The organism is Psychrobacter sp. JCM 18900 (genome assembly GCF_904846625.1).
Classification (GTDB): domain Bacteria; phylum Pseudomonadota; class Gammaproteobacteria; order Pseudomonadales; family Moraxellaceae; genus Psychrobacter.
This window is the reverse complement of the sequence record NZ_CAJHBL010000002.1, coordinates 301,784-322,026: the sequence shown is the minus strand read 5'-3', so window position 1 is coordinate 322,026 and position 20,243 is coordinate 301,784. Positions and strand designations below refer to the sequence as shown.

The 20,243-nt window shown below is 43.2% G+C and carries 15 protein-coding genes; 2 read left to right on the top strand and 13 right to left on the bottom strand.

The features are described 5' to 3' along the window. Positions 1–60: 60 nt before the first annotated feature. From JMX96_RS04295 to JMX96_RS04235, 13 genes are all read right to left on the bottom strand, one after another. Complete coding sequence (locus JMX96_RS04295; RefSeq protein ID WP_057760694.1) at positions 61–1,713, bottom strand: BCCT family transporter; 1,653 nt, start codon at positions 1,711–1,713, stop codon at positions 61–63. A 242-nt stretch (positions 1,714–1,955) separates the two neighbouring features. Continuing rightward, positions 1,956–3,608 (bottom strand): BCCT family transporter, encoded by a 1,653-nt coding sequence (locus JMX96_RS04290; RefSeq protein ID WP_191113838.1) that lies wholly within the window; start codon positions 3,606–3,608, stop codon positions 1,956–1,958. Between the two features lie 244 nt (positions 3,609–3,852). Further along, entirely contained in the window at positions 3,853–5,496 is a 1,644-nt protein-coding gene (locus JMX96_RS04285; RefSeq protein WP_191113839.1) for a BCCT family transporter, read from the bottom strand. Positions 5,497–5,685: 189 nt separating this feature from the next. After that, positions 5,686–6,942, bottom strand: coding sequence for a PQQ-dependent sugar dehydrogenase (locus tag JMX96_RS04280; protein ID WP_370587227.1), 1,257 nt, complete (start codon positions 6,940–6,942; stop codon positions 5,686–5,688). 228 nt (positions 6,943–7,170) lie between these two features. Then, positions 7,171–9,768 (bottom strand): ATP-dependent chaperone ClpB, encoded by a 2,598-nt coding sequence (clpB, locus tag JMX96_RS04275; RefSeq protein WP_201567534.1) that lies wholly within the window; start codon positions 9,766–9,768, stop codon positions 7,171–7,173. Positions 9,769–10,077: 309 nt separating this feature from the next. After that, the gene (locus tag JMX96_RS04270) at positions 10,078–10,659 is read right to left on the bottom strand and encodes a L,D-transpeptidase family protein (RefSeq protein WP_201567533.1); all 582 of its coding nucleotides are present in this window, start codon (positions 10,657–10,659) and stop codon (positions 10,078–10,080) included. Positions 10,660–10,770: 111 nt separating this feature from the next. Further along, the gene (locus tag JMX96_RS04265; RefSeq protein ID WP_201567531.1) at positions 10,771–11,562 is read right to left on the bottom strand and encodes an SDR family NAD(P)-dependent oxidoreductase; all 792 of its coding nucleotides are present in this window, start codon (positions 11,560–11,562) and stop codon (positions 10,771–10,773) included. Positions 11,563–11,634: 72 nt separating this feature from the next. Further along, positions 11,635–13,356, bottom strand: a complete 1,722-nt coding sequence (locus JMX96_RS04260) for an AMP-binding protein (protein WP_201567529.1) — start codon at positions 13,354–13,356, stop codon at positions 11,635–11,637. Between the two features lie 309 nt (positions 13,357–13,665). After that, complete coding sequence (locus JMX96_RS04255) at positions 13,666–14,796, bottom strand: DNA topoisomerase IB (RefSeq protein WP_201567527.1); 1,131 nt, start codon at positions 14,794–14,796, stop codon at positions 13,666–13,668. 210 nt (positions 14,797–15,006) lie between these two features. Further along, positions 15,007–15,291 carry a pyrimidine/purine nucleoside phosphorylase gene (locus JMX96_RS04250; protein WP_201567525.1) on the bottom strand — a complete coding sequence of 95 codons (285 nt, stop codon included), beginning with the start codon at positions 15,289–15,291 and terminating at the stop codon, positions 15,007–15,009. A gap of 44 nt (positions 15,292–15,335) precedes the next feature. Continuing rightward, positions 15,336–16,431, bottom strand: a protein-coding gene (gene prfB / locus JMX96_RS04245) for a peptide chain release factor 2 (protein ID WP_102078362.1) whose coding sequence is annotated in 2 segments (ribosomal slippage) — positions 15,336–16,358 and positions 16,360–16,431 — 1,095 coding nt in all. Because the reading frame shifts where the segments join, the coding sequence is not laid out codon by codon here. Positions 16,432–16,556: 125 nt separating this feature from the next. Beyond that, positions 16,557–17,258 carry an HAD family hydrolase gene (locus JMX96_RS04240; protein WP_201567523.1) on the bottom strand — a complete coding sequence of 234 codons (702 nt, stop codon included), beginning with the start codon at positions 17,256–17,258 and terminating at the stop codon, positions 16,557–16,559. A gap of 158 nt (positions 17,259–17,416) precedes the next feature. Beyond that, complete coding sequence (locus tag JMX96_RS04235; protein WP_057760719.1) at positions 17,417–17,953, bottom strand: gamma carbonic anhydrase family protein; 537 nt, start codon at positions 17,951–17,953, stop codon at positions 17,417–17,419. A 502-nt stretch (positions 17,954–18,455) separates the two neighbouring features. Between JMX96_RS04235 and carA the strand changes: the two genes are divergently transcribed. Both carA and JMX96_RS04225 read left to right on the top strand, forming a co-directional pair. Beyond that, positions 18,456–19,688 carry a glutamine-hydrolyzing carbamoyl-phosphate synthase small subunit gene (gene carA, locus JMX96_RS04230; RefSeq protein WP_201567521.1) on the top strand — a complete coding sequence of 411 codons (1,233 nt, stop codon included), beginning with the start codon at positions 18,456–18,458 and terminating at the stop codon, positions 19,686–19,688. Continuing rightward, a complete protein-coding gene (locus JMX96_RS04225; RefSeq protein ID WP_201567519.1) occupies positions 19,685–20,236 on the top strand; it encodes a hypothetical protein in 552 nt (183 codons plus the stop codon). The genes carA and JMX96_RS04225 overlap by 4 nt, the downstream gene beginning before the upstream one ends. Positions 20,237–20,243: the final 7 nt, after the last annotated feature.

The window sequence follows — 20,243 nt, the reverse complement described above, 5'->3', positions numbered from 1 at the left end:
TAAAAATACCCAGCCTATATAAGCTGGGTATTTTTGTAGCTAGAAGATACACTCTAAAGTTTAAGCATCTTTCTCAAGTGCTGGTGGGCCTTTTAGTAACTCTTCATCACGGAATTCATTGGCCGAGTTGTGCTCTGCCGACTCTTCTGTGGTGAACCATTGCTGATTACGATACAGTATCAAACGATCTCGACTGAGACCGCGCAATAGAGAGTACATCATCACGACGATCACAATAGCAAAAGGAAATCCTGAGACAATTGATGCCGCTTGTAGTGCACTCAAACCACCTGCTGCCAATAATACAGCAGCGATAACACCTTCAGAACCTGCCCAAAATAAGCGCTGAATCTTTGGTGGATTGGTATCACCACCTGAAGTCAGCATATCGATGACAAAGCTCGCGGAATCCGATGAGGTAACAAACCATAGGACAATCATCACCACGATGAGCAAGTTGACCGCACCCGTTAATGGGTAAGACTCCATCAATTTAAAGATAGCGCTACCTGTATCGGCTTTGACCGCTTCGATCAGACCTGGGCTAACTATGTTAGGGTCTGCTGCTGCCACCAGCTCCATATTTACCGCAGAACCACCAAAAGCAGTAAACCACAAGAAAAGTATCGTGATAGGAATTAACAGTACGCCTAATATAAACTCACGGATGGTACGGCCACGAGAGATACGTGCAACGAATACCCCAACGAATGGTGACCAACTAATCCACCATGCCCAATAGAAAATCGTCCAAGAGGCTTGCCAGTTTTCTTCGCCTCTATAAGACTCTGTCCACAAACCTAATGGCACGATTTGATGCAAATAGTTGCCGATGTTTTCTACGAAGCTATTAAAAATAAACTGCGTAGGCCCAAAGATAATCACAAAACTTAGCAATATCACAGTGAACAATATATTGGTATCACTTAGACGCTTGATGCCTTTATCCAATCCCATAAACAGAGATAACCCTGCTAGCATGGTGATAAGGCCAATCAAAATAATCTGCACCGTAATATTATTGGGTATACCAAATAACGTCTCGAGGCCTGAGTTAATCTGCAAGACACCAAGACCTAACGTGGTCACTACCCCAAACATCGTACCAAATACGGCAAGCGTATCTACCGTATGCCCCCAACCGCCATAGATTTTTTTACCCAATATTGGATAAAGTGTCGAACGGATAGCCAGTGGTAAACCTACTCGATAATGAAAATAAGCAAGCGATAGCGCAACCATGCCATATAGCGCCCATACATGTAGACCATAATGTAGGAACGAGATATTCATCGCTTGCTTGGCAGCGGCAACTGTCTCCGCCTCGCCTAATGGTGGTGCCATGAAATGATACAGCGGCTCAGCGGTGCCCCAATAAAGCAGCCCAATACCGATACCGGCTGAAAACAACATGCCAATCCACGAAACCATATTGTACTCTGGTCTCTCATTCTGATGACCGAGTCTGATATCGCCGTAGCGGCTAAATATCATATATATACTCATGACCAATGTTAAATTGACCACGACAATAAAGAACCAGCCAAAGCGTAAAGAGACAAATGCTTTTGCTTGGTTAAATACCACTTCTGCCTGTTCATTGAATAAGGCGCCAAAAATAATGAACGCCAGTATCAAGATTGCTGAAGTCAAAAATACAGGTTTACTTACCCGCGGAAAAGGGCCTAATCGGCCAACTTTTACATGATCCATAGGTATATCCCCAAAAAAGTGCGTAACCATACCAAGGTATGAACGAATTATCAAATATAACACCTTGTAAATACTGCCGAATGTATAGAAATGGTAGTAACATTTCAGTAATAATTTTCAACAATCCGAATCTACCCTGAATAAATCTAAGTATCTTCTCCCAATAAAGAAGCCCCAACTTAAAAATAAATTGGGGCTTCTTCTATTAAAAGCTTAAGTAGCTGTCTTACTTTTATCTGCTTTTAGTCACCTTTTACAATTTTAGGTGGCCCTTTTAGTAGGTGCTCGTCAGCAAATTCATCTGCCGAGTTATGATCTGCTGATTCTTCAGTAATATAATGCTGCTGTGCTCTATATAGTATCAGTCGATCGCGGCTCAAACCACGCAGTAGCGCATACATCATGGCAAATATAACCAAGGCAAATGGCAATCCTGCTACAATAGCGGCTGCTTGTAACGCGCTCAATCCACCAGCAGCCAACAAAACAGCAGCAATGACGCCTTCAGTGCTTGCCCAAAATAAACGTTGAATCTTTGGCGGATTAGTATCACCACCTGCGGTCAGCATATCAATGACAAAACTTGCTGAATCTGAAGAGGTCACGAACCACAAGACAATCATAATCACAATCATAAATGTGATGGGTTGCGCCAATGGATAGTACTCAACCAATTTAAAAATGGCACTACCAAAATCTGTTTGTACCGCCTCAACCAGTCCAGGACTAACCAACGCTGGATCAATAGCAGCGAGAAGCTCCATATGGATAGCAACGCCGCCGAAAGTTGAAAACCAAAAGAACAATATGGTCATAGGGATAAGTAATACCCCAAGTACGAACTCTCTAATCGTACGACCACGGCTGATACGAGCAATAAACACGCCGACAAATGGTGCCCAACTTACCCACCATGCCCAATAAAATATCGTCCATGCTGACTGCCAGTTTGCCTCACCTTCATAAGACTCTCCCCACAGACCTAATGGCACAACCACTGAAAGATAGTTGCCGATATTTTCTAGGAAGCTATCAAAAATGAAAAGTGTCGGCCCTAAGACGACCATAAAACCAAGCAGAATAGCCGTTAAGCCGATGTTCACATCGCTTAGACGCTTGATACCCTTATCCAAGCCCATCATGACAGAACAGGCGGCTAAAGCAGTAACAAAAGCAATTAGAGCGATTTGTATTGTGAGATTATTAGGAATACCAAATAATTTCTCAAGCCCTGAATTAATTTGCATAACGCCAAGACCGAGTGACGTCACCACACCAAACATCGTACCGAATACGGCTAAGATATCAACGGCATGACCCCACGAGCCATATATCTTTTTACCCAATATAGGATAAAGGGTTGAACGAATCGATAGTGGTAAGCCACGGCGAAAATGGAAATAGGCTAAAGATAGCGCTACAATCGCGTACAATGCCCAAGCATGTAAGCCCCAATGTAAAAAGGTAATATTCATCGCTTGCTTGGCGGCTTCTATTGTTTCCTTTTCACCGAGTGGCGGTGCCATAAAGTGATATAAGGGCTCTGCTGTACCCCAGTAGACAAGTCCAATACCGATACCAGCAGAGAACAGCATGCCGATCCACGAAAATAGACTGTACTGTGGTGTCTCAGTTTGAGCACCAAGGCGAATATCGCCATAACGGCTCATAGACAAATAAACACAAAGTCCTAAGGCCACATTAACGAGAATAATGAAAAACCAACCAAATTTATCGGTAATAAAGCCTTGTAAAAAACTGAACAACGTACCGGCAGATTCAGTAAAAAAGACGCCAAGAATAATAAATGTAATAATAAGTAATGCTGAAGTTAAAAAGACAGGTTTACTTACCCGAGGGAAAGGGCCTAACCTGCCAACTTTTACATGATCCATAGGTATATCCCCAAAAAAGAGCGTAACCATACCAAGGTATGAACGAATCACTAAATATAACACCATGTAAATACTACCGAATGTATAGAAATCGTAGTAACATTACAGCAATAATATTTCAACAGTCTGAATTTTTCCTGAATAAATATAAATACCTTTACCCAATAAAGAAGCCCCAATTTAAAAATAAATTGGGGCTTCTTCTATCAAAAGCTTAAGTAGCTGTTTTGATGCTATCTACTTCTTAGTCACCTTTAACAATCTTAGGCGGCCCTTTTAGTAGATGCTCATCGACGAACTCATTCGCTGAGTTATGGTCTGCTGATTCATCCGTAATAAAGCCTTGCTGCGCTCTGTATAGAATCAGACGATCGCGACTCAAACCACGTAGTAGCGCATACATCATGACAAAGACAACCAAGGCAAATGGTAGTCCCGCTACGATCGCTGCCGCCTGTAAAGCAGACAGTCCACCAGCCGCTAGCAAAATAGCAGCGATAACACCTTCTGTCGTCGCCCAAAATAAGCGTTGGATTTTCGGTGGGTTGGTATCGCCACCAGCAGTCAACATATCGATGACAAAGCTAGCAGAATCTGACGAGGTCACAAACCATAGCATAATCATGACGACAATTAGTAGCGTAATCGGTTTTGCCAATGGGTAGTACTCAACCAGTTTAAAGATGGCACTACCAGAATCCGCTTGTACTGCTTCTACCAATCCTGGGCTAACACCTGACACAGCAGAAGCAAGCTCCATATGAACAGCAACGCCGCCAAAGGTGGTAAACCAGAAGAACAAAATCAGCATTGGAATCAGTAGTACACCAAGCGTAAATTCACGAATCGTACGACCACGAGAGATACGGGCAATAAAGATACCAACGAATGGTGCCCAGCTAACCCACCATGCCCAATAAAATATCGTCCAACTACTCTGCCAATCTGTCCCGCTATAAGACTCACCCCATGTACCTAGAGGTACGATTACAGTCAGATAGTTGCCGATGTTTTCGATAAAGCTATCAAAGATAAATAGCGTTGGTCCTAAGATGACCATAAACGCTAATAAGACGATAGTGAAACCAATATTGATATCACTTAAACGCTTAATACCTTTATCCAAACCCATCAAGACTGAAGCTGCTGCTAGCGCTGTGATGAAAGCGATCAAGCCAAACTGTACGGTAAGACTGTTAGGCGTACCAAACAGCTTTTCGAGTCCAGAGTTGATCTGCATAACCCCAAGCCCAAGCGAGGTAACCACACCAAACATCGTACCAAACACAGCCAAAATATCGACCGTGTGTCCCCAACGACCATAGATCTTTTTACCAAGTAAAGGATACAAAGTAGATCGAATCGATAATGGCAGGCCACGACGGAAATGAAAATACGCTAAAGATAGCGCTACAATCGTATAAATCGCCCAAGCATGTAGACCCCAATGCATAAACGAGATATTCATCGCTTGCTTGGCGGCTTCTACTGTCTCTGCATCGCCCATTGGTGGTGCCATAAAGTGATATAGCGGCTCTGCTGTACCCCAATAAACTAGACCAATACCAATACCTGCAGAAAATAGCATACCAATCCAAGAGAACAGATTGTACTGCGGTCGTTCTGTTTGGTTGCCTAGTCGAATGTCACCATAGCGACTCATTGCCAAGTAGATACAAAGCGCGAGCGCGGTATTAACTAGAATAATGAATAGCCAACCAAACTTATCGGTAATAAAGTTTTGTAAAAAACTAAAAACAGCCCCTGCTGTTTCGGTGAAAAACGCACCGAAAATAATAAAGCCAACAATCAGCAGTGACGATGTAATAAACACAGGTTTACTTACCCGCGGAAAAGGTCCTAATCTGCCTACTTTTACTTCTTCCATGTGCAAGTCTCAAATTTCAAGGAACGTTACCTTAACAAAATAGGTCTTAACTATCAATCTATTACAAAATAAAACTTGATAAAACTATTAATTTACTCTAAAAGAATTTGATAGTTTTATTAAAATAATTAAATATATAGGTAGGTAAATACGTCTTTAATTCGATGTTTTTTCAATATTGTTTCGATGTTATTTGGGCAATAATCTGAGTAATTGTGCATCATTACCGTCTTCAAGTGTCCACACTTGCCCGTCTACTGCTAGCACACTGCGGACACGCTCGCCCATGTCATAGCGATAACGCTCAGCGGCGGTATTGTCTTTACTTATGCCCACTACGATAAGCGCTTTAGATGACAAGCCACTGATAAGCGCATTGCCTTGCCAGCTAGGAAAGTCATTATGAGTACCAGCCGCATAGATGCTCATAGCAGATGGTGAAATGACAGGTGTCCAAGTAATTTTAGGTGTCGCAAACTCTGGCTTTGTGTCATGGTCAGGAATATCTAAACCTGAATAGTTGCGTCCATTGGATACCACTGGCCAGCCATAATTGTTACCCTTCTCAATGATATTAAATTCATCCCCGCCTTTTGGTCCCATTTCGTGCGCCCACAGCTGCCCGCTATCGTCAAATGCCATACCAAGCACATTGCGATGTCCGATGGTCCAAAACTGTTTGGCCAACTCATTATCAGTAAACGGATTGTCTGTCGGGGTGTTACCATCAGGACTCAACCGTATTATCTTACCCAAATTACCATTCATGTCTTGTGCTGGATCTTTATCTTGACGCTCGCCTGAGCTGATATATAGATAGCGCCCATCAGGCGAAAACAGCAGACGATGACTATAATGCCCCTGCCCTGTGACTTTCGGAGACTGTTGCCAGATAGGCATGATATCTTGCAACGTAGGTGTGGCTGTCTCTAATCCTGAGAGTGTCGCTTTGATAACTTTAGCGCCAAATTTATTGCTATCACTTCCTGTTCCTGCTTCCGCGTAGCTAAGATAAACGGTATTGGACGTCACAAAATCTGGAGCCACGATGATATCTCCTAAGCCGCCTTGACCACCGTAAGCGACTGTAGGCACGCCTTCGACTTTGGTCTTATTACCCGTCGCTGTATCTACGATAAATAGCTCACCTGTTTTTTGTGTTACTAGTAATTTTGGCGCTTCGTTATCTGCAATGGGTAACGCTGTCATAGTCCAAGGCTCATCAAAGGTGGCGATTGCTTTAGTCGTAAAAACAGGCTTGCTAGTCTTTGTTTGTGTGGCGGTTTGTGTGGCGGTTTGAGCATTGCTATCTGAAGTGGAAACTTCTTTAGATTCTGTTGCAGTGCTTTTGTTATTGCTAAGACTTACTGCTGAAGGGTTGGAGCACGCAGCGGTGCTAAACAGCAATGCTGCAATGATTAGTGGCGAGGTTAAAGGTATATTTATACGTTCAATATGGGCTGTCATCGTTCTGTTTCTCCATTTAGTTGATACTGATACTATTAGTCTTTGATTTAGTTATAGCATAGTCCTGAGACTTAAGAGATATTGAAATGGTAAAAAAACAGTAACGTAAAACGTGCCTTATAAATAAAAACCCCTTACCTACGATTGTAGATAAAGGGTTTGTTTTAAGCGTAAAGTTAGATCATAAAGACGTTAAGGATAAACTGATTAGCTCATTCTAAGCTTATCAAAAGTTAGTTTGTCATCGGCACCTACATCGACTTTAATAATATCACCAGCGACAAAATCACCTGCCAATAGCTTCAATGACAATGGGTTTTCGATCTCTTGTTGAATGGCACGCTTCAAAGGACGAGCACCATAAACAGGGTCATAACCCACGGCAACCAATTTATTCATCGCATCTACTGATAGCTCAATATCCATCTCACGCTCTTGGATACGCTGACGTAATCGATCCAATTGAATATCCGCAATACCTGCCATCTGCGACATACCAAGCGGATGGAAGACTACGATTTCGTCAATACGGTTGACGAACTCTGGACGGAAATGCTGCCCAACAGAATCCATTACTTCCGCTTTGATATCCTCGTAGCTTTCACCAACCATCTCTTGAATTTTATGCGAACCCAAGTTACTGGTCATGATGATAACAGTGTTCTTGAAATCTACCACCCGACCTTGCGAATCGGTTAATCGACCATCGTCCAATACTTGCAGCAAGATGTTGAACACATCAGGATGCGCCTTTTCTACTTCATCGAACAATATGACGCTATATGGCTTACGGCGTACCGCTTCAGTCAACGTACCGCCTTCTTCATAACCGACGTACCCTGGAGGTGCTCCTACCAAACGACTGACACTGTGTTTTTCCATATACTCACTCATGTCGATACGTACAATCGCATCTTCAGAGTCAAACAAGAAGTTTGCTAGTGATTTGGTCAGCTCGGTTTTACCAACACCAGTAGGTCCTAAGAATAAGAATGAACCAGATGGACGGTTGGGATCAGATAAGCCTGCACGGCTACGACGTACCGCATTGGCCACCGATTCGACTGCTTCGTTTTGACCAATGACGCGCTCATGGAGCTTTTCTTCCATTGCGATCATCTTGTCACGCTCGCCTTGCATCATTTTGCTGACTGGAATACCAGTCGCGGCTGCCACCACTTCGGCGATTTCATTGTCGGTGACTTTATTACGTAGCAATTTGACACCGCTACCTTCACCTGTCTGCTCTTTTTGCTCAGCCAAATCAGACTCATGAATACGACGTTCTAACTGTGGAATGGTTTCGTATTGCAGCTTACTCATGGTCTCATAATCGCCTTCGCGGCTGGCTTTGTCATAGGCGATACGGGCTTTATCTAGCTCGTCTTTTAGCTGTTGACTGCCTTTGACCAGTGCCTTCTCTGCCTGCCAAACCTCATTGAGATCAGCATACTCTTTTTCCAATTCTGCTATTTGGGCATCGAGCACTTTACGCTCGGCTTGCGCGCCAGCATCTTCTTCATTTTTGAGTACTTCACGCTGCATTTTCAGCTGAATCAAACGGCTATCAAGCTTACCTAATGATTCAGGCTTACTGTCCATCTCCATCCGCAGACGACTGGCCGCTTCATCAATTAAATCAATTGCCTTATCTGGTAGCTTACGATCGGTGATATAGCGGTGACTCATGCGCGCAGCAGCGATAATGGCACTGTCTTGAATATCGACGCCGTGATGCAGCTCGTAACGCTCTTTTAGACCCCGTAATATCGCAATGGTATCTTCGACCGTTGGCTCATCGACCAGCACTTTTTGGAAACGACGCTCAAGTGCGGCATCTTTTTCGATGTACTTGCGGTATTCATCAAGCGTCGTCGCTCCGACACAATGCAGTTCACCGCGTGCCAATGCAGGTTTTAGCATATTACCCGCATCCATTGCACCTTCAGATTTACCCGCACCAACCATTGTATGCAGCTCATCGATGAATAGGATGACATTGCCTTCTTGCTTGGCCAAGTCGCTCAATACGCTTTTGAGGCGCTCTTCGAACTCACCGCGAAATTTCGCTCCCGCAATAAGCGCACCTAAATCCAATGACAACACTTCTTTACTGCGTAGCCCTTCTGGTACGTCACCATTGATAATTTTTTGTGCCAAACCTTCGACGATAGCTGTTTTACCAACGCCCGGCTCACCGATGAGTACAGGGTTATTCTTGGTACGGCGTGATAGCACCTGAATGGTACGGCGAATCTCTTCATCACGGCCAATCACTGGATCTAGCTTGCCAAGCTCTGCTTGTTCAGTCAGGTTGATCGTGTACTTATTGAGTGCGTCACGTTGATCTTCTGCGTTTTGGTTATTCACTGTATCATCACCACGCAATTGCTCAATTACCGCTTTTAGTTTGCTTGCCGTCACGCCAGCACTTTCAAATATCTTTTTGGTTTCGCCCTGCTCAGCGAGTGCTAACATCACCCATTCCGTCGCGATAAAATCATCGCCTTCTTTTTGCGCCTGACGATCTGCCAAGTTCAAGATTTTGACCGAGTTTGGGTTTAGGTTAACGTCACCTGTTGGCTCCGAAATGGTCGCCTGGTTATCTAGAGCTTTAGCAACGCCATTTTTTAGCGCTGGAATAGAAGCACCTGCTTGTTGGCATATCGATAAATTAGACTCATCTTGTAACAACACGGCAAGTAAATGCACAGGATCGATACCTGTATGATCGCGACCTAACGCTAGGCTTTGTGCTTCTTGAATGGCGGACTGCAGTTTTTGAGTAAACTTCTCAAATCTCATGTCTATATCCTTTTATAATTGGTATTCTCAGTAGCACCTCTAAGGATTATCTTAGTCTAGTGCCCACTGTTATCTGTCACTTATATAAGGTATATATACACCTATTTCAAGATGATTGCCAAATAAAACCTTACTTAAAACAATGATATTTATTATTAACAATATTTAAATGAGCTATTAACAACAGTTAAAGGTAGTTAGTAGATAAGTTACGCCATTTTATTAGTGCAAATGAAAGATAAATCTCCATTAAATACGGTAATGAATAATATACCTACTTAGTATAAATTAGATAATAATCCGACTATTCTACTCCACGATTTCGATAGGAGTACCAAGTATCACCGCTGCCATAATTTCATCCATCTCATCATTGGCAACAGCGATACAGCCATCTGTCCAATCACGTCGTTGATTAAACAATGCCAAAGACCCAAAGCCATTCATTTGCCCATGAATCATGATATCGCCACCTGGATTGACCCCCAATGACTTTGCTCGTGCCTTGTCCTCATCATTGGGATAGCTAATATGAATAGAGCGATGCGCAATAGAGTTCTCATTTTTATAATCTAAGGTATAAACTCCAACGGGCGTACGCTGGTCGCCTTCTTGTTGCTTGTGACCTGATGGACTGTCCCCTAGCACAATACGATACGACCTAATAACTTTACTATTGCTCATCAATTTTAAGATACGGTCTGATTTATCGACAAAGACTCGATCAATAATTATATAAGGAGGAATGGGAGTTTCTGGTTTTGAGGTGCTTTTGGCATAAGCAATGGCGCTGGTGCTAACAATGGCAGCAAGACTAAGACCAATAATAATGGGCAACCAAGGCGTACGCTGCGCTTTTGAGGAGTAAGATTTTTTATAAAAAAATGGCATAGACTCTGATTCCCATAATTAATTTTTTGTCATTAATCATATGTATCAAAGCACTATGCCAGATTCTGTAGATACGTTTTGTGCAAAAGTGATGAATCACTCGCTAGACTGTTACACCATGCGAATCGCACCATCTAAGCGAATAACTTCACCATTTAGATAAGCATTATCGATGATATGAGTGACCAATTTGGCAAACTCATTGGGAGCGCCTAAACGTTTAGGATATGGCACACCTGCTTCCAGCTGCTCGCGGGCTTTTTCTGGGATAGATTCCATCATCGGTGTAGCAAAGACACCTGGTGCGATGGTCATTACGCGAATACCATGACGTGCTAGCTCGCGAGCAAGTGGCAAGGTTAGACCAACCACGCCTGCTTTAGACGATGAATAGCTGGCTTGACCTACTTGTCCGTCAAAGGCTGCGATAGAGGCTGTATTAATGATAATGCCTTGATCTACATTCTTCTCTACATGGTTACCTGCAGTACCATCACTCGCTATGCGCTTGGCAATGCTAGCAGCGACCAAACGAGCGACGTTAAATGAACCGACTAAATTGATATTGACCCCGCGGCTAAATGCCTCAAGGTCTGCCGGATTGTTATCGCGATCCAGCAGCTTTTGTACCACTACAATACCCGCACAGTTGATTGAACCTTGTAGGCCACCGAAAGCTGACTCTGCCATTTCAACTGCTGCTTGCACTTCATCACCATTAGTGATATCACAGCGTACAAAGCGCGCACTATCACCTAACTCGGCGACCAGAGCTTGTCCAGCCGTTTCATTTAAATCAGCGATAACGACGTTGCCACCTTGACCCACAATCGCCCGAGCCACTGACTCTCCCAAACCTGATGCACCACCTGTAACCAAAAAGCTGTTTTCTTTAACTTGCATGATTATTCCTTTAAATTTTTACTTTTTATTAGATATTTTTCTATTAAATTTATGGACGCTTTACCAAATTATTTATGCGGCAGACAGACTACGCAGTAAAAAGCGTTGAATCTTGCCACTCGGCGTTTTCGGCAGTTCTGTCACAAACTCGACCTCACGTGGATACGCATGAGTAGATAGGCGTTTGCGTACCAGCTCTTGGATTTCTTTGGCGATTTGCTCACTGCCTTCGATACCATCTTTTAGTACCACATAAGACTTAATAGTGTGACCGCGCACTTCGTCTGGCACGCCTACTGCCGCAGACTCTGCCACTGCTTCATGCTCTAAGACAGTATTTTCGACATCAGTAGGCCCTACGCGGTAACCTGCGGTAATAATAATGTCATCATCACGGCCTGAGAACCAGTAGCTGCCGTCACTATGACGCTCGACCACGTCGCCTGTCAAATAGTAGTCATCTACAAAGGCTTGTTTTTCATTCCAACTATAACCACGGAAATAAAACGCAGGTGACTGACTGACTACGACTGCAAGCTGCCCTTGCTCACCATCCGGTAGCACATTCATGTCATCATCTAGTACGACTAGCGTATGACCTGGGAGCGCCATACCCATCGAGCCAACAGGACATTCATGTGTCAGTGCATGATGTGCACAGCAAGTCATGCCAGTCTCTGTTTGCCCATATTGGTCTTTGACTTGGCACGCCAGATAGGTTTCAACCCAGTTGACCACTTCAGTGTTCAGTGTCTCTCCTGCCGAGTTGGCACAGCGTAAAGCGAGTTGGGTGCTGTTGTCTTCAAGATCATCGTCATTGTCGTCTTTATTATCAAATACGCCGCTAGACTTCATCATTCGAAATGCGGTTGGTGAAGAGGCCAAATTGGTAATCTTATGACGTACCATAAACTCACGGGTATTAGTCGCGTCAAATCCTGCTTCATTAAAATAAGTCGTGATACCCAATAGCAGAGGCCCTGTGATGGCATAGTACAAGCCATACGCCCAGCCTGGATCTGCCATGTTCCAATATTGATCATCTTTGCGTAAGTCAATGGCATAACGCATATATAGGTAAAAAGCAGGTAACGCCGCCAATGGAACGCTGACGCCTTTTGATTTACCGACTGTACCAGAGGTGAACATTTGCAAGAATGGCGCATCCGTATCGAGGATCACTGGTTCGATCGTTTGCGACTGTGCTGCCATAGACTGAATATAGTGATCGTCACCCCATGTCTGAGCATCCTCTATACTGCCGACTAATACCATTTTGGTTTGCTCAGCCAAATCTTCAAACTTGCTGCGATTTTCTAAGTTAGTAAAAACGACTTTGGTATCAGCTTTGTCCATCCGATATTTGATTGAATCATAGCCAAAAGCGGTAAATAGCGGCTGATATACCGCGCCGATGCGCCATGTTGCCAATACAACAGTGAGCAGCTCTGGCGTACGCGGTAGCATCGTCGCTACCTTATCTCCCGCTTTTACCCCATACGACTGTAGCAGGTTAGCGATTTGAGCACTCGCTTTGTCAAGCTCACCAAAAGTCATGCGCGTTATATTGCCTGCGGTGTCTTCATGTACTAGAGCAGCATTGTCAGCGCAGCCATCACGTACATGACGACCACAGCAAGCCATATAAGCATTTAGACGATCGTCCACCTGCTCGCCAAATATTTCTGACAGCAGTGTATTCATATCAAAATTATTATAGTAATCGATATAGTTTCTTGGTGTGACGGTAGTATCTGTATCAATATTCGTAGGAGTTTGAGAGGCGGTGTTCATAAGCTAATCCTTTAGCAATAGCAGGTAACTGGCAAAATGGTATTTATGATTGAAAAAACGGTCACATCCTATAGACCGTTTCATAGGTTCATATTTATCATGCTCTATTAGTAACGCATTTCTACGTTTATTTCAATACATAACGTATCATTTTTATTTTATAGAAGTAGAGATAATCTATAACTAATTATCATTAATTCGCTATAAGTCCGCGAAGACACCTACAATCAATAGCCAAAGTACTGCCACATACTTTCGATTTCCTATTAAAGAATTAACACCTCAATATTATTATCTAAAACCTCACACCTAAACATCAGCTCTTAAAAACCCTAACAATGCTTTCTCTTCACAGCTTTGGTATTTCTTAGTTCGTCCACGGCGTGCTTGTTTGTAAGTCTCAAAAAACTGCCCTGCCAAAAAGCGCTCAATGACAATGGGATGAATATAAGAAGCACGGCAGACGGTTGGTGTGTTGCCTAGCTCTGCTGCCACGCTTTTTACCATATCAGTGACTAACTGCTGTCGCTCAGCGCTTTCTGGCGCACTGGCAAGTATGCTAGCGCCTGCCGTCGTTTGTAGCTCATCATATAGATAGCTTGCCGCGAGTACACTGGCCATCCATGTGCGAAAATCCTTTGCGCTGTATAGTTTACTTTCACAGTCCATGCCGCACGTATGCATCCGCAAGTAGTCGTTGATATCACTACTGTCGACGACTTGCTTATGTCCGTTGTCATCTAGATATTTGAATATCTGATAACCTGGCAGCTCAGAACAGGCTTGCACGATATCTATTAAACGTTCATCTTGCAGCTCAATGTGGTGTTCTTTTGCACTTTTTCCGACAAAATCAAACGCCAGTCCATTGTCGGTTTCACTGACATGCTTGCTGCGTAGCGTACTCAGACCATAGCTTTTATTTTGCTTGGCGTAGCGGCTGTTACCGATACGAATCAAAGTGGTCTCTAGCAATTTAACAACGGCAGCGAGTACGTTGGTGCGTGACAATGACTCTGCTTCCAAATCCACCTCCACCTGTGCGCGTAAATTAGGCAGCGCCTCTGCAAACCCTATCATCGCATCAAATTTTGCTTGGTCACGGATATTGTTCCATGACGGATGATACAAGTATTGTTTGCGCGATTTTTCGTCTCGCCCTGTTGATTGCAGATGGCCCCTTTCGTCTTGGCATATCCACACCTCTGACCACATGGGCGGTATCACCAATGCATCAAAACGCTGACGCAATGCTTTGTCTTTGACCGTGTTGCCCGTTGCATCACGATAAGTAAAGCCGCGACCCCAACGTCTACGCTCGTAGCCTGGCTCATTATCACTCACATAACGTAAATTAGCACGGCGTGCGAGATGCTCGTAATCATGACGCACGTCTTTGGTCATTGTTTGCTGGCTTGCCTTTACTGTTGCCTTTGTCATAAACCTGTATACCTTTGAGAGTTCATGGTTTTAGCATAATTAATGACGGTAGTTTTTGCTGTTTATTTGGCACAGACAAAGTGTAATGCTGTGTAAAACATGGTTTTCAGGATAGTAGCTTAAAATTCATTTGAAATATGACACACAAAAAAAGCCAAGCATAAAATACTTGGCTTTTTTTGTTTTTATACTACTTCAATTTAAAAGTAATTATTTACCGTACAGACATAAATAAGCCGTTTCGACATCAACTTTTACTTGAAATTTTTGGTTGGCTTCAACGGTAAATTGCTCGCCAGCGTTAAACGTTTGCCACTCATCACTCTCTGGTAGTTTGACGGTCAATGCGCCACTTACCACACTCATGGTTTCAAATTCGCTGGTGCCAAACTCATACTCACCAATTTCCATGACGCCGACAGTCGCAGGCTTAGTAGCCGTTTGAAAAGCAATAGAGGTCACTTTATCATCAAAATAATTATTAACGCTTGGCATAATTTTCCTTAATTAAATATTGATTATTACTTTAAAACGGCCTTTTACAATCCTGCTTTTAGACTGGCTTCGATAAACTGATCGAGGTCGCCATCTAGCACAGCACCAGTGTTAAAGGTTTCAACACCGGTACGCAAGTCTTTGATACGTGAGTCATCGAGCACATACGAGCGAATTTGACTGCCCCAGCCAACATCAGACTTACCATCTTCGACTGCTTGCTGTGATTCCATACGTTTTTGCATCTCTAACTCATACAGCTTAGCACGTAGCATCTTCATCGCGGTGGCTTTGTTACCATGTTGACTACGCTCATTCTGACAGGTCACTACCACGCCCGACGGCTCATGGGTAATACGTACCGCAGAATCTGTCGTATTTACGTGCTGACCACCTGCCCCAGATGAGCGATAGGTATCGATACGCAAATCCGCAGGATTGATATCAATCTCGACGTTGTCGTCAATCTCAGGCGAGACAAACACCGCAGCAAACGACGTATGACGACCATTATTACTATCAAATGGTGACTTACGTACCAAACGGTGAACGCCAATTTCGGTACGTAACCAACCAAACGCATAATCGCCTTTGATCTCGATGGTTGCCGACTTAATACCAGCTACGCTACCAGATGACACTTCAATCACATCTACTTTGAAGCCATGAGCTTCTGCCCAGCGCGTGTACATACGCAGCAGCATTTCAGCCCAATCTTGCGCTTCAGTACCGCCACTGCCTGACTGAATATCCAAGTAGCAGTTATTTGGATCCATCTCCCCGCTAAACATCCGACGGAACTCTAGGTCAGCAACACGTTTCTCAGCGCTATCTAGCTCGCTCTGCACATCGGCTAGCAATGACTCATCTTCTGCTTCGACTGCCAACTCTAGCATGGCAGACGCATCTTCTAATGTCGTCTCAAGTGACACTACCACATCGATGACACCATCAAGGTGACTTTTTTCTTTATTAATTTTGGTCGCGCGCTCTGGATCGTTCCATAGCTCAGGGTTTTCTAACTCCAAATTGACTTCTTCTAAGCGTTCTTGCTTACCATCGAAGTCAAAGATACCTCCGCAAGTCCTGCCCACGCTCTGATAAATCTTTAATTTGTTCTTGATACGGATTGATTTCCATAAATATTCCTGTTTTTCTAATAAAAATAAATAACGAATACGGCGCTATTTTAAATGAGATTGATACTAAATGGTTCGCTAATTATCACTATTGATAATGTTGCTACTATTACTAGATTAAATAATCTAGATCGACCAATCTTCTACTGCCCAGCGATGCGCCAAAGCATGCGCATGTAACGCATCATCAGGTGATACGCAAACGGCCACATCAGCCCATTCGAGTAACGGAATATCATTTTTAGAATCTGAATATGCGTACGTCTTTTCAAAGGTAATACCAGAGGCTTGCTGTTTATTTAGCCATTTATCCAAATGGTATATCTTGCCCGCTTGAAAGTTTGGTCTGTCAATTAGCTTACCTGTATAGCGATTGTCTTTGATCTCTAATGGCGTTGCCAATACATTGGCAGCTTCAATACCAAACCGCTTGGCAATGGCGGATACTACAAAATCATTGGTCGCAGAAATAATCACCACATCGTGTCCTTGCTCAATATGCTGGCACAACGCTTCCATTGCTTTTGGGCGAATATGTGGCTCGATTTCGCTTTTGATATAGTCTTCTCTTAGCTCATCAAGTCTATCAAGCGGCAGACTACTCAAAAACTGCGCGACGAATTTATTGTATTCTGTCGCGTCTAACGTACCTTCGATGTAGTCATTATAAAATTTCTGGTTGGCAGTGCGGTACTGCGCCTCATCGACAAGGTCATGCTTTACGATATACTCGCCCCAGAGATAATCGCTATCGACATCAAGTAATGTGTGATCTAAATCAAATAATGCCAGTTGTTTTTGTTGTGTTTGTGCTTGATTTGCCTGCATGGTGAGACCTTATCGTTGGTTGCGAAAAAATATGAATCGTTTAATAAAATTGGGTACAGTTATCTATTTAGGCTGACCGTATTAATTGAACAGTCTATCAATGAAATAAGTATGCGCCCTACCGTCTATCTATTTAAACTTAGCTCGTTTATTTACCTTTAATCAGGCATCGCTATTTCTGTTAAGCCTGTTTTAAATTTCTGACAACGCTCAGCATAATGTAGCGCTGACATTTTTAGCATGGCTGCTTGCTCATCTGTTAGCGTCTTGACCACTTTTGCAGGCGCACCCATCACTAGCGAGTTATCTGGAATAACCTGACCTTCAGTAATCAAGGCTTTCGCCCCTATCAGACAGTTTTTACCGATTTTGACATTGTTAAGTACCACAGCGCCAATGCCAATCAAGCTGTTATCACCGACTTCACAGCCATGTAGCATAGCCAGATGACCGATAGTCACGTAATTACCGATAGTAACTTTGATGCCTGCATCAGTATGAATCACACTGTTTTCTTGCACATTACTATAGTCACCGATATGGATACGATCGTTGTCACCGCGTATCACTGCACCGAACCAAATATTAGCTTGATGGCCTAAATATACATCACCCATCACTTGCGCCGAGTCTGCTACCCAACCGTTAAATGGTGCGGCAAACTCTGGGGTTTTGTCTAAATACTGATAAATCATAACGACTCCTTGTCATCTTCATTATTGTTATAACAAACGATCATAAAAACTGGGACTAGCGCTGCGCTGTCCATTGTGGCAAAGCCAACTGCGAAAATCCAGCGCTATTAATACACGCTTGATGTCGAATTCGATAAAAGAGAAAGTAGCTAGTATTCGCTTAGGCTATTTTATAAAGTCAATATCTTTATAAAGTCCTCATTATTAGCCATGAAATGACTAATAATCCAGTAAATCGGCTAGCTATAACCGTCTATTTTGTATATAATACGCAAAATCTGTGCCTAAGCGAGCGGACATGATGCAAGTTACCTATTCACTATCTAGTGGGTTTTGTAGTTTTCATCAATAATGTCTTCTCGCTTTTTTGTGGAAAATTTTTGTGTATCGCCCTTTTTTTACCTTTATATGACAACAGTCAAATGCCGTAAATAAAAGGATACGGAGCAATTTTAGACCAACAAAACATGATGGCACTCACCAATAACAGCGGAGGCAATCCTTGAATTCATCGGCAGAAATACAAGCAATTTTGGCACTAGCAGACGGTACAATCTTTCGCGGTGTCAGTATCGGCAGCCTAGGTCATCGTATTGGTGAAGTGGTATTTAACACAGCCATGACAGGGTATCAAGAAATCCTAACCGATCCAAGTTATGCCCGCCAGCTGGTGACTTTGACTTACCCTCATATCGGTAATACAGGCACCAATAGCGAGGACACAGAATCCGGCAATGGCCACAAAGTATGGGCAGACGGTCTGATCATCCGTGATGCCACCATGGCAACTTCTAACTTCCGCAACTCAGAGTCACTTAGCGACTATTTACAGCGTAATGAGACAGTTGCTATCGCTGAGATTGATACGCGTCAGCTAACACGTCTATTACGTGATAAAGGTGCACAGAACGGCTGTATCATGACTGCCTCAAACGGCGAGACTATCAGCAGCGACGATGAGCAAAAAGCGATTGAGTTAGCAAAAGGCTTTGCAGGCCTAAAGGGCATGGACTTGGCAAAAGAATGCTGCACTAAAGAGAATTTCGAATGGACAGCAGGTACGTGGGATTTATCAGACACCCTACTCAACCGTGATATCCCTGGTAGTCATGATAGCGGTACTGGCGGCTTCTTTAAGCAACTTGGCACTCACATCGATTCTAAATACAACGTCGTCGCTTATGACTTCGGTAGCAAAACCAACATCCTACGCATGCTCGTTGACCGCGGTTGTCACGTAACAGTCGTACCAGCACAGACGCCTATCGCTGATGTGCTAGCAATGAACCCAGATGGCATCTTCTTATCAAACGGCCCTGGTGACCCTGCAGCTTGTGATTACGCTATCGATGCGGTACGTCACATCATTGAGCAAACTGACGTGCCAACGTTTGGCATCTGCTTAGGCCATCAGCTGATTGGTCTGGCTAGCGGTGCAAATACCATCAAGATGAAAACAGGCCATCATGGTGCCAACCATCCAGTACAAGATTTGGCGACTGGCACGGTTATGATTACCAGTCAGAATCATGGTTTTGCGGTTGATGAAGACACGCTACCTGACAACGTTAAATCTACCCATCGCTCATTATTTGATGGTACTAACCAAGGTATCGAGCTGACCAACAAGCCTGTATTTAGCTTCCAAGGTCACCCAGAGGCCAGCCCTGGCCCACATGACTGCGCGCCATTGTTTGATAAGTTTGCGGATATGATGGCGAAGGCTAAGGCGTGAACTTTTTCTCTAGTTTTTTAAGTGAGAAAAATGATACCAAGTTAGAAAATGCTTTATCAGATCATAAAGCGTTTTCTAAAAAAATGAGTGATGAGAACAAGCAAAAATTTAAGAAATCATGGAACATTTTTCTAGAAGACTTTCAGACTCAATACTTACGAAAACTATTAAAGCTATCTGCTAAACAACGTTGGTACTTTGCATTCATTCTTTTAGATGATTTTAATATAAACCTTCCATTTGATTTATTAAAAGATATTGTTTCTGATATTCCAGGAATACATGACAGCACTCTGGACTCAGACATTATTAAAATAATGTTGGAGGATATAGAAATAGCAAGGTATGAATACGGCTTTACTATTAGTGAACTAGGAGAGTTTGCTGAGCTTTTAGCTAAAAACGCTGAGTTATCCCTAGAACAGTCTTCTGACGTCCTTAAACATGTATTAGAAATCGGATTGTCTAACTATTCATACTCATTGGATGAATTTAAAGAGTTCTTAACTTGTTTAGATAGGGCTTTTGAAAAAATTAACGTTAAGTGAAACAGAT

Bases quoted from the DNA above. Each gene is read 5' to 3' on its own strand.
- JMX96_RS04265 (WP_201567531.1), bottom strand. From the start codon at position 11,562: ATGCAAGTTAAAGAAAACAGCTTTTTGGTTACAGGTGGTGCATCAGGT.
- JMX96_RS04285 (WP_191113839.1), bottom strand. From the start codon at position 5,496: ATGGAAGAAGTAAAAGTAGGCAGATTAGGACCTTTTCCGCGGGTAAGT.
- JMX96_RS04235 (WP_057760719.1), bottom strand. From the start codon at position 17,953: ATGATTTATCAGTATTTAGACAAAACCCCAGAGTTTGCCGCACCATTT.
- JMX96_RS04240 (WP_201567523.1), bottom strand. From the start codon at position 17,258: ATGCAGGCAAATCAAGCACAAACACAACAAAAACAACTGGCATTATTT.
- JMX96_RS04255 (WP_201567527.1), bottom strand. From the start codon at position 14,796: ATGACAAAGGCAACAGTAAAGGCAAGCCAGCAAACAATGACCAAAGAC.
- JMX96_RS04290 (WP_191113838.1), bottom strand. From the start codon at position 3,608: ATGGATCATGTAAAAGTTGGCAGGTTAGGCCCTTTCCCTCGGGTAAGT.
- JMX96_RS04295 (WP_057760694.1), bottom strand. From the start codon at position 1,713: ATGGATCATGTAAAAGTTGGCCGATTAGGCCCTTTTCCGCGGGTAAGT.
- JMX96_RS04270 (WP_201567533.1), bottom strand. From the start codon at position 10,659: ATGCCATTTTTTTATAAAAAATCTTACTCCTCAAAAGCGCAGCGTACG.
- clpB (WP_201567534.1), bottom strand. From the start codon at position 9,768: ATGAGATTTGAGAAGTTTACTCAAAAACTGCAGTCCGCCATTCAAGAA.
- JMX96_RS04260 (WP_201567529.1), bottom strand. From the start codon at position 13,356: ATGAACACCGCCTCTCAAACTCCTACGAATATTGATACAGATACTACC.
- JMX96_RS04250 (WP_201567525.1), bottom strand. From the start codon at position 15,291: ATGCCAAGCGTTAATAATTATTTTGATGATAAAGTGACCTCTATTGCT.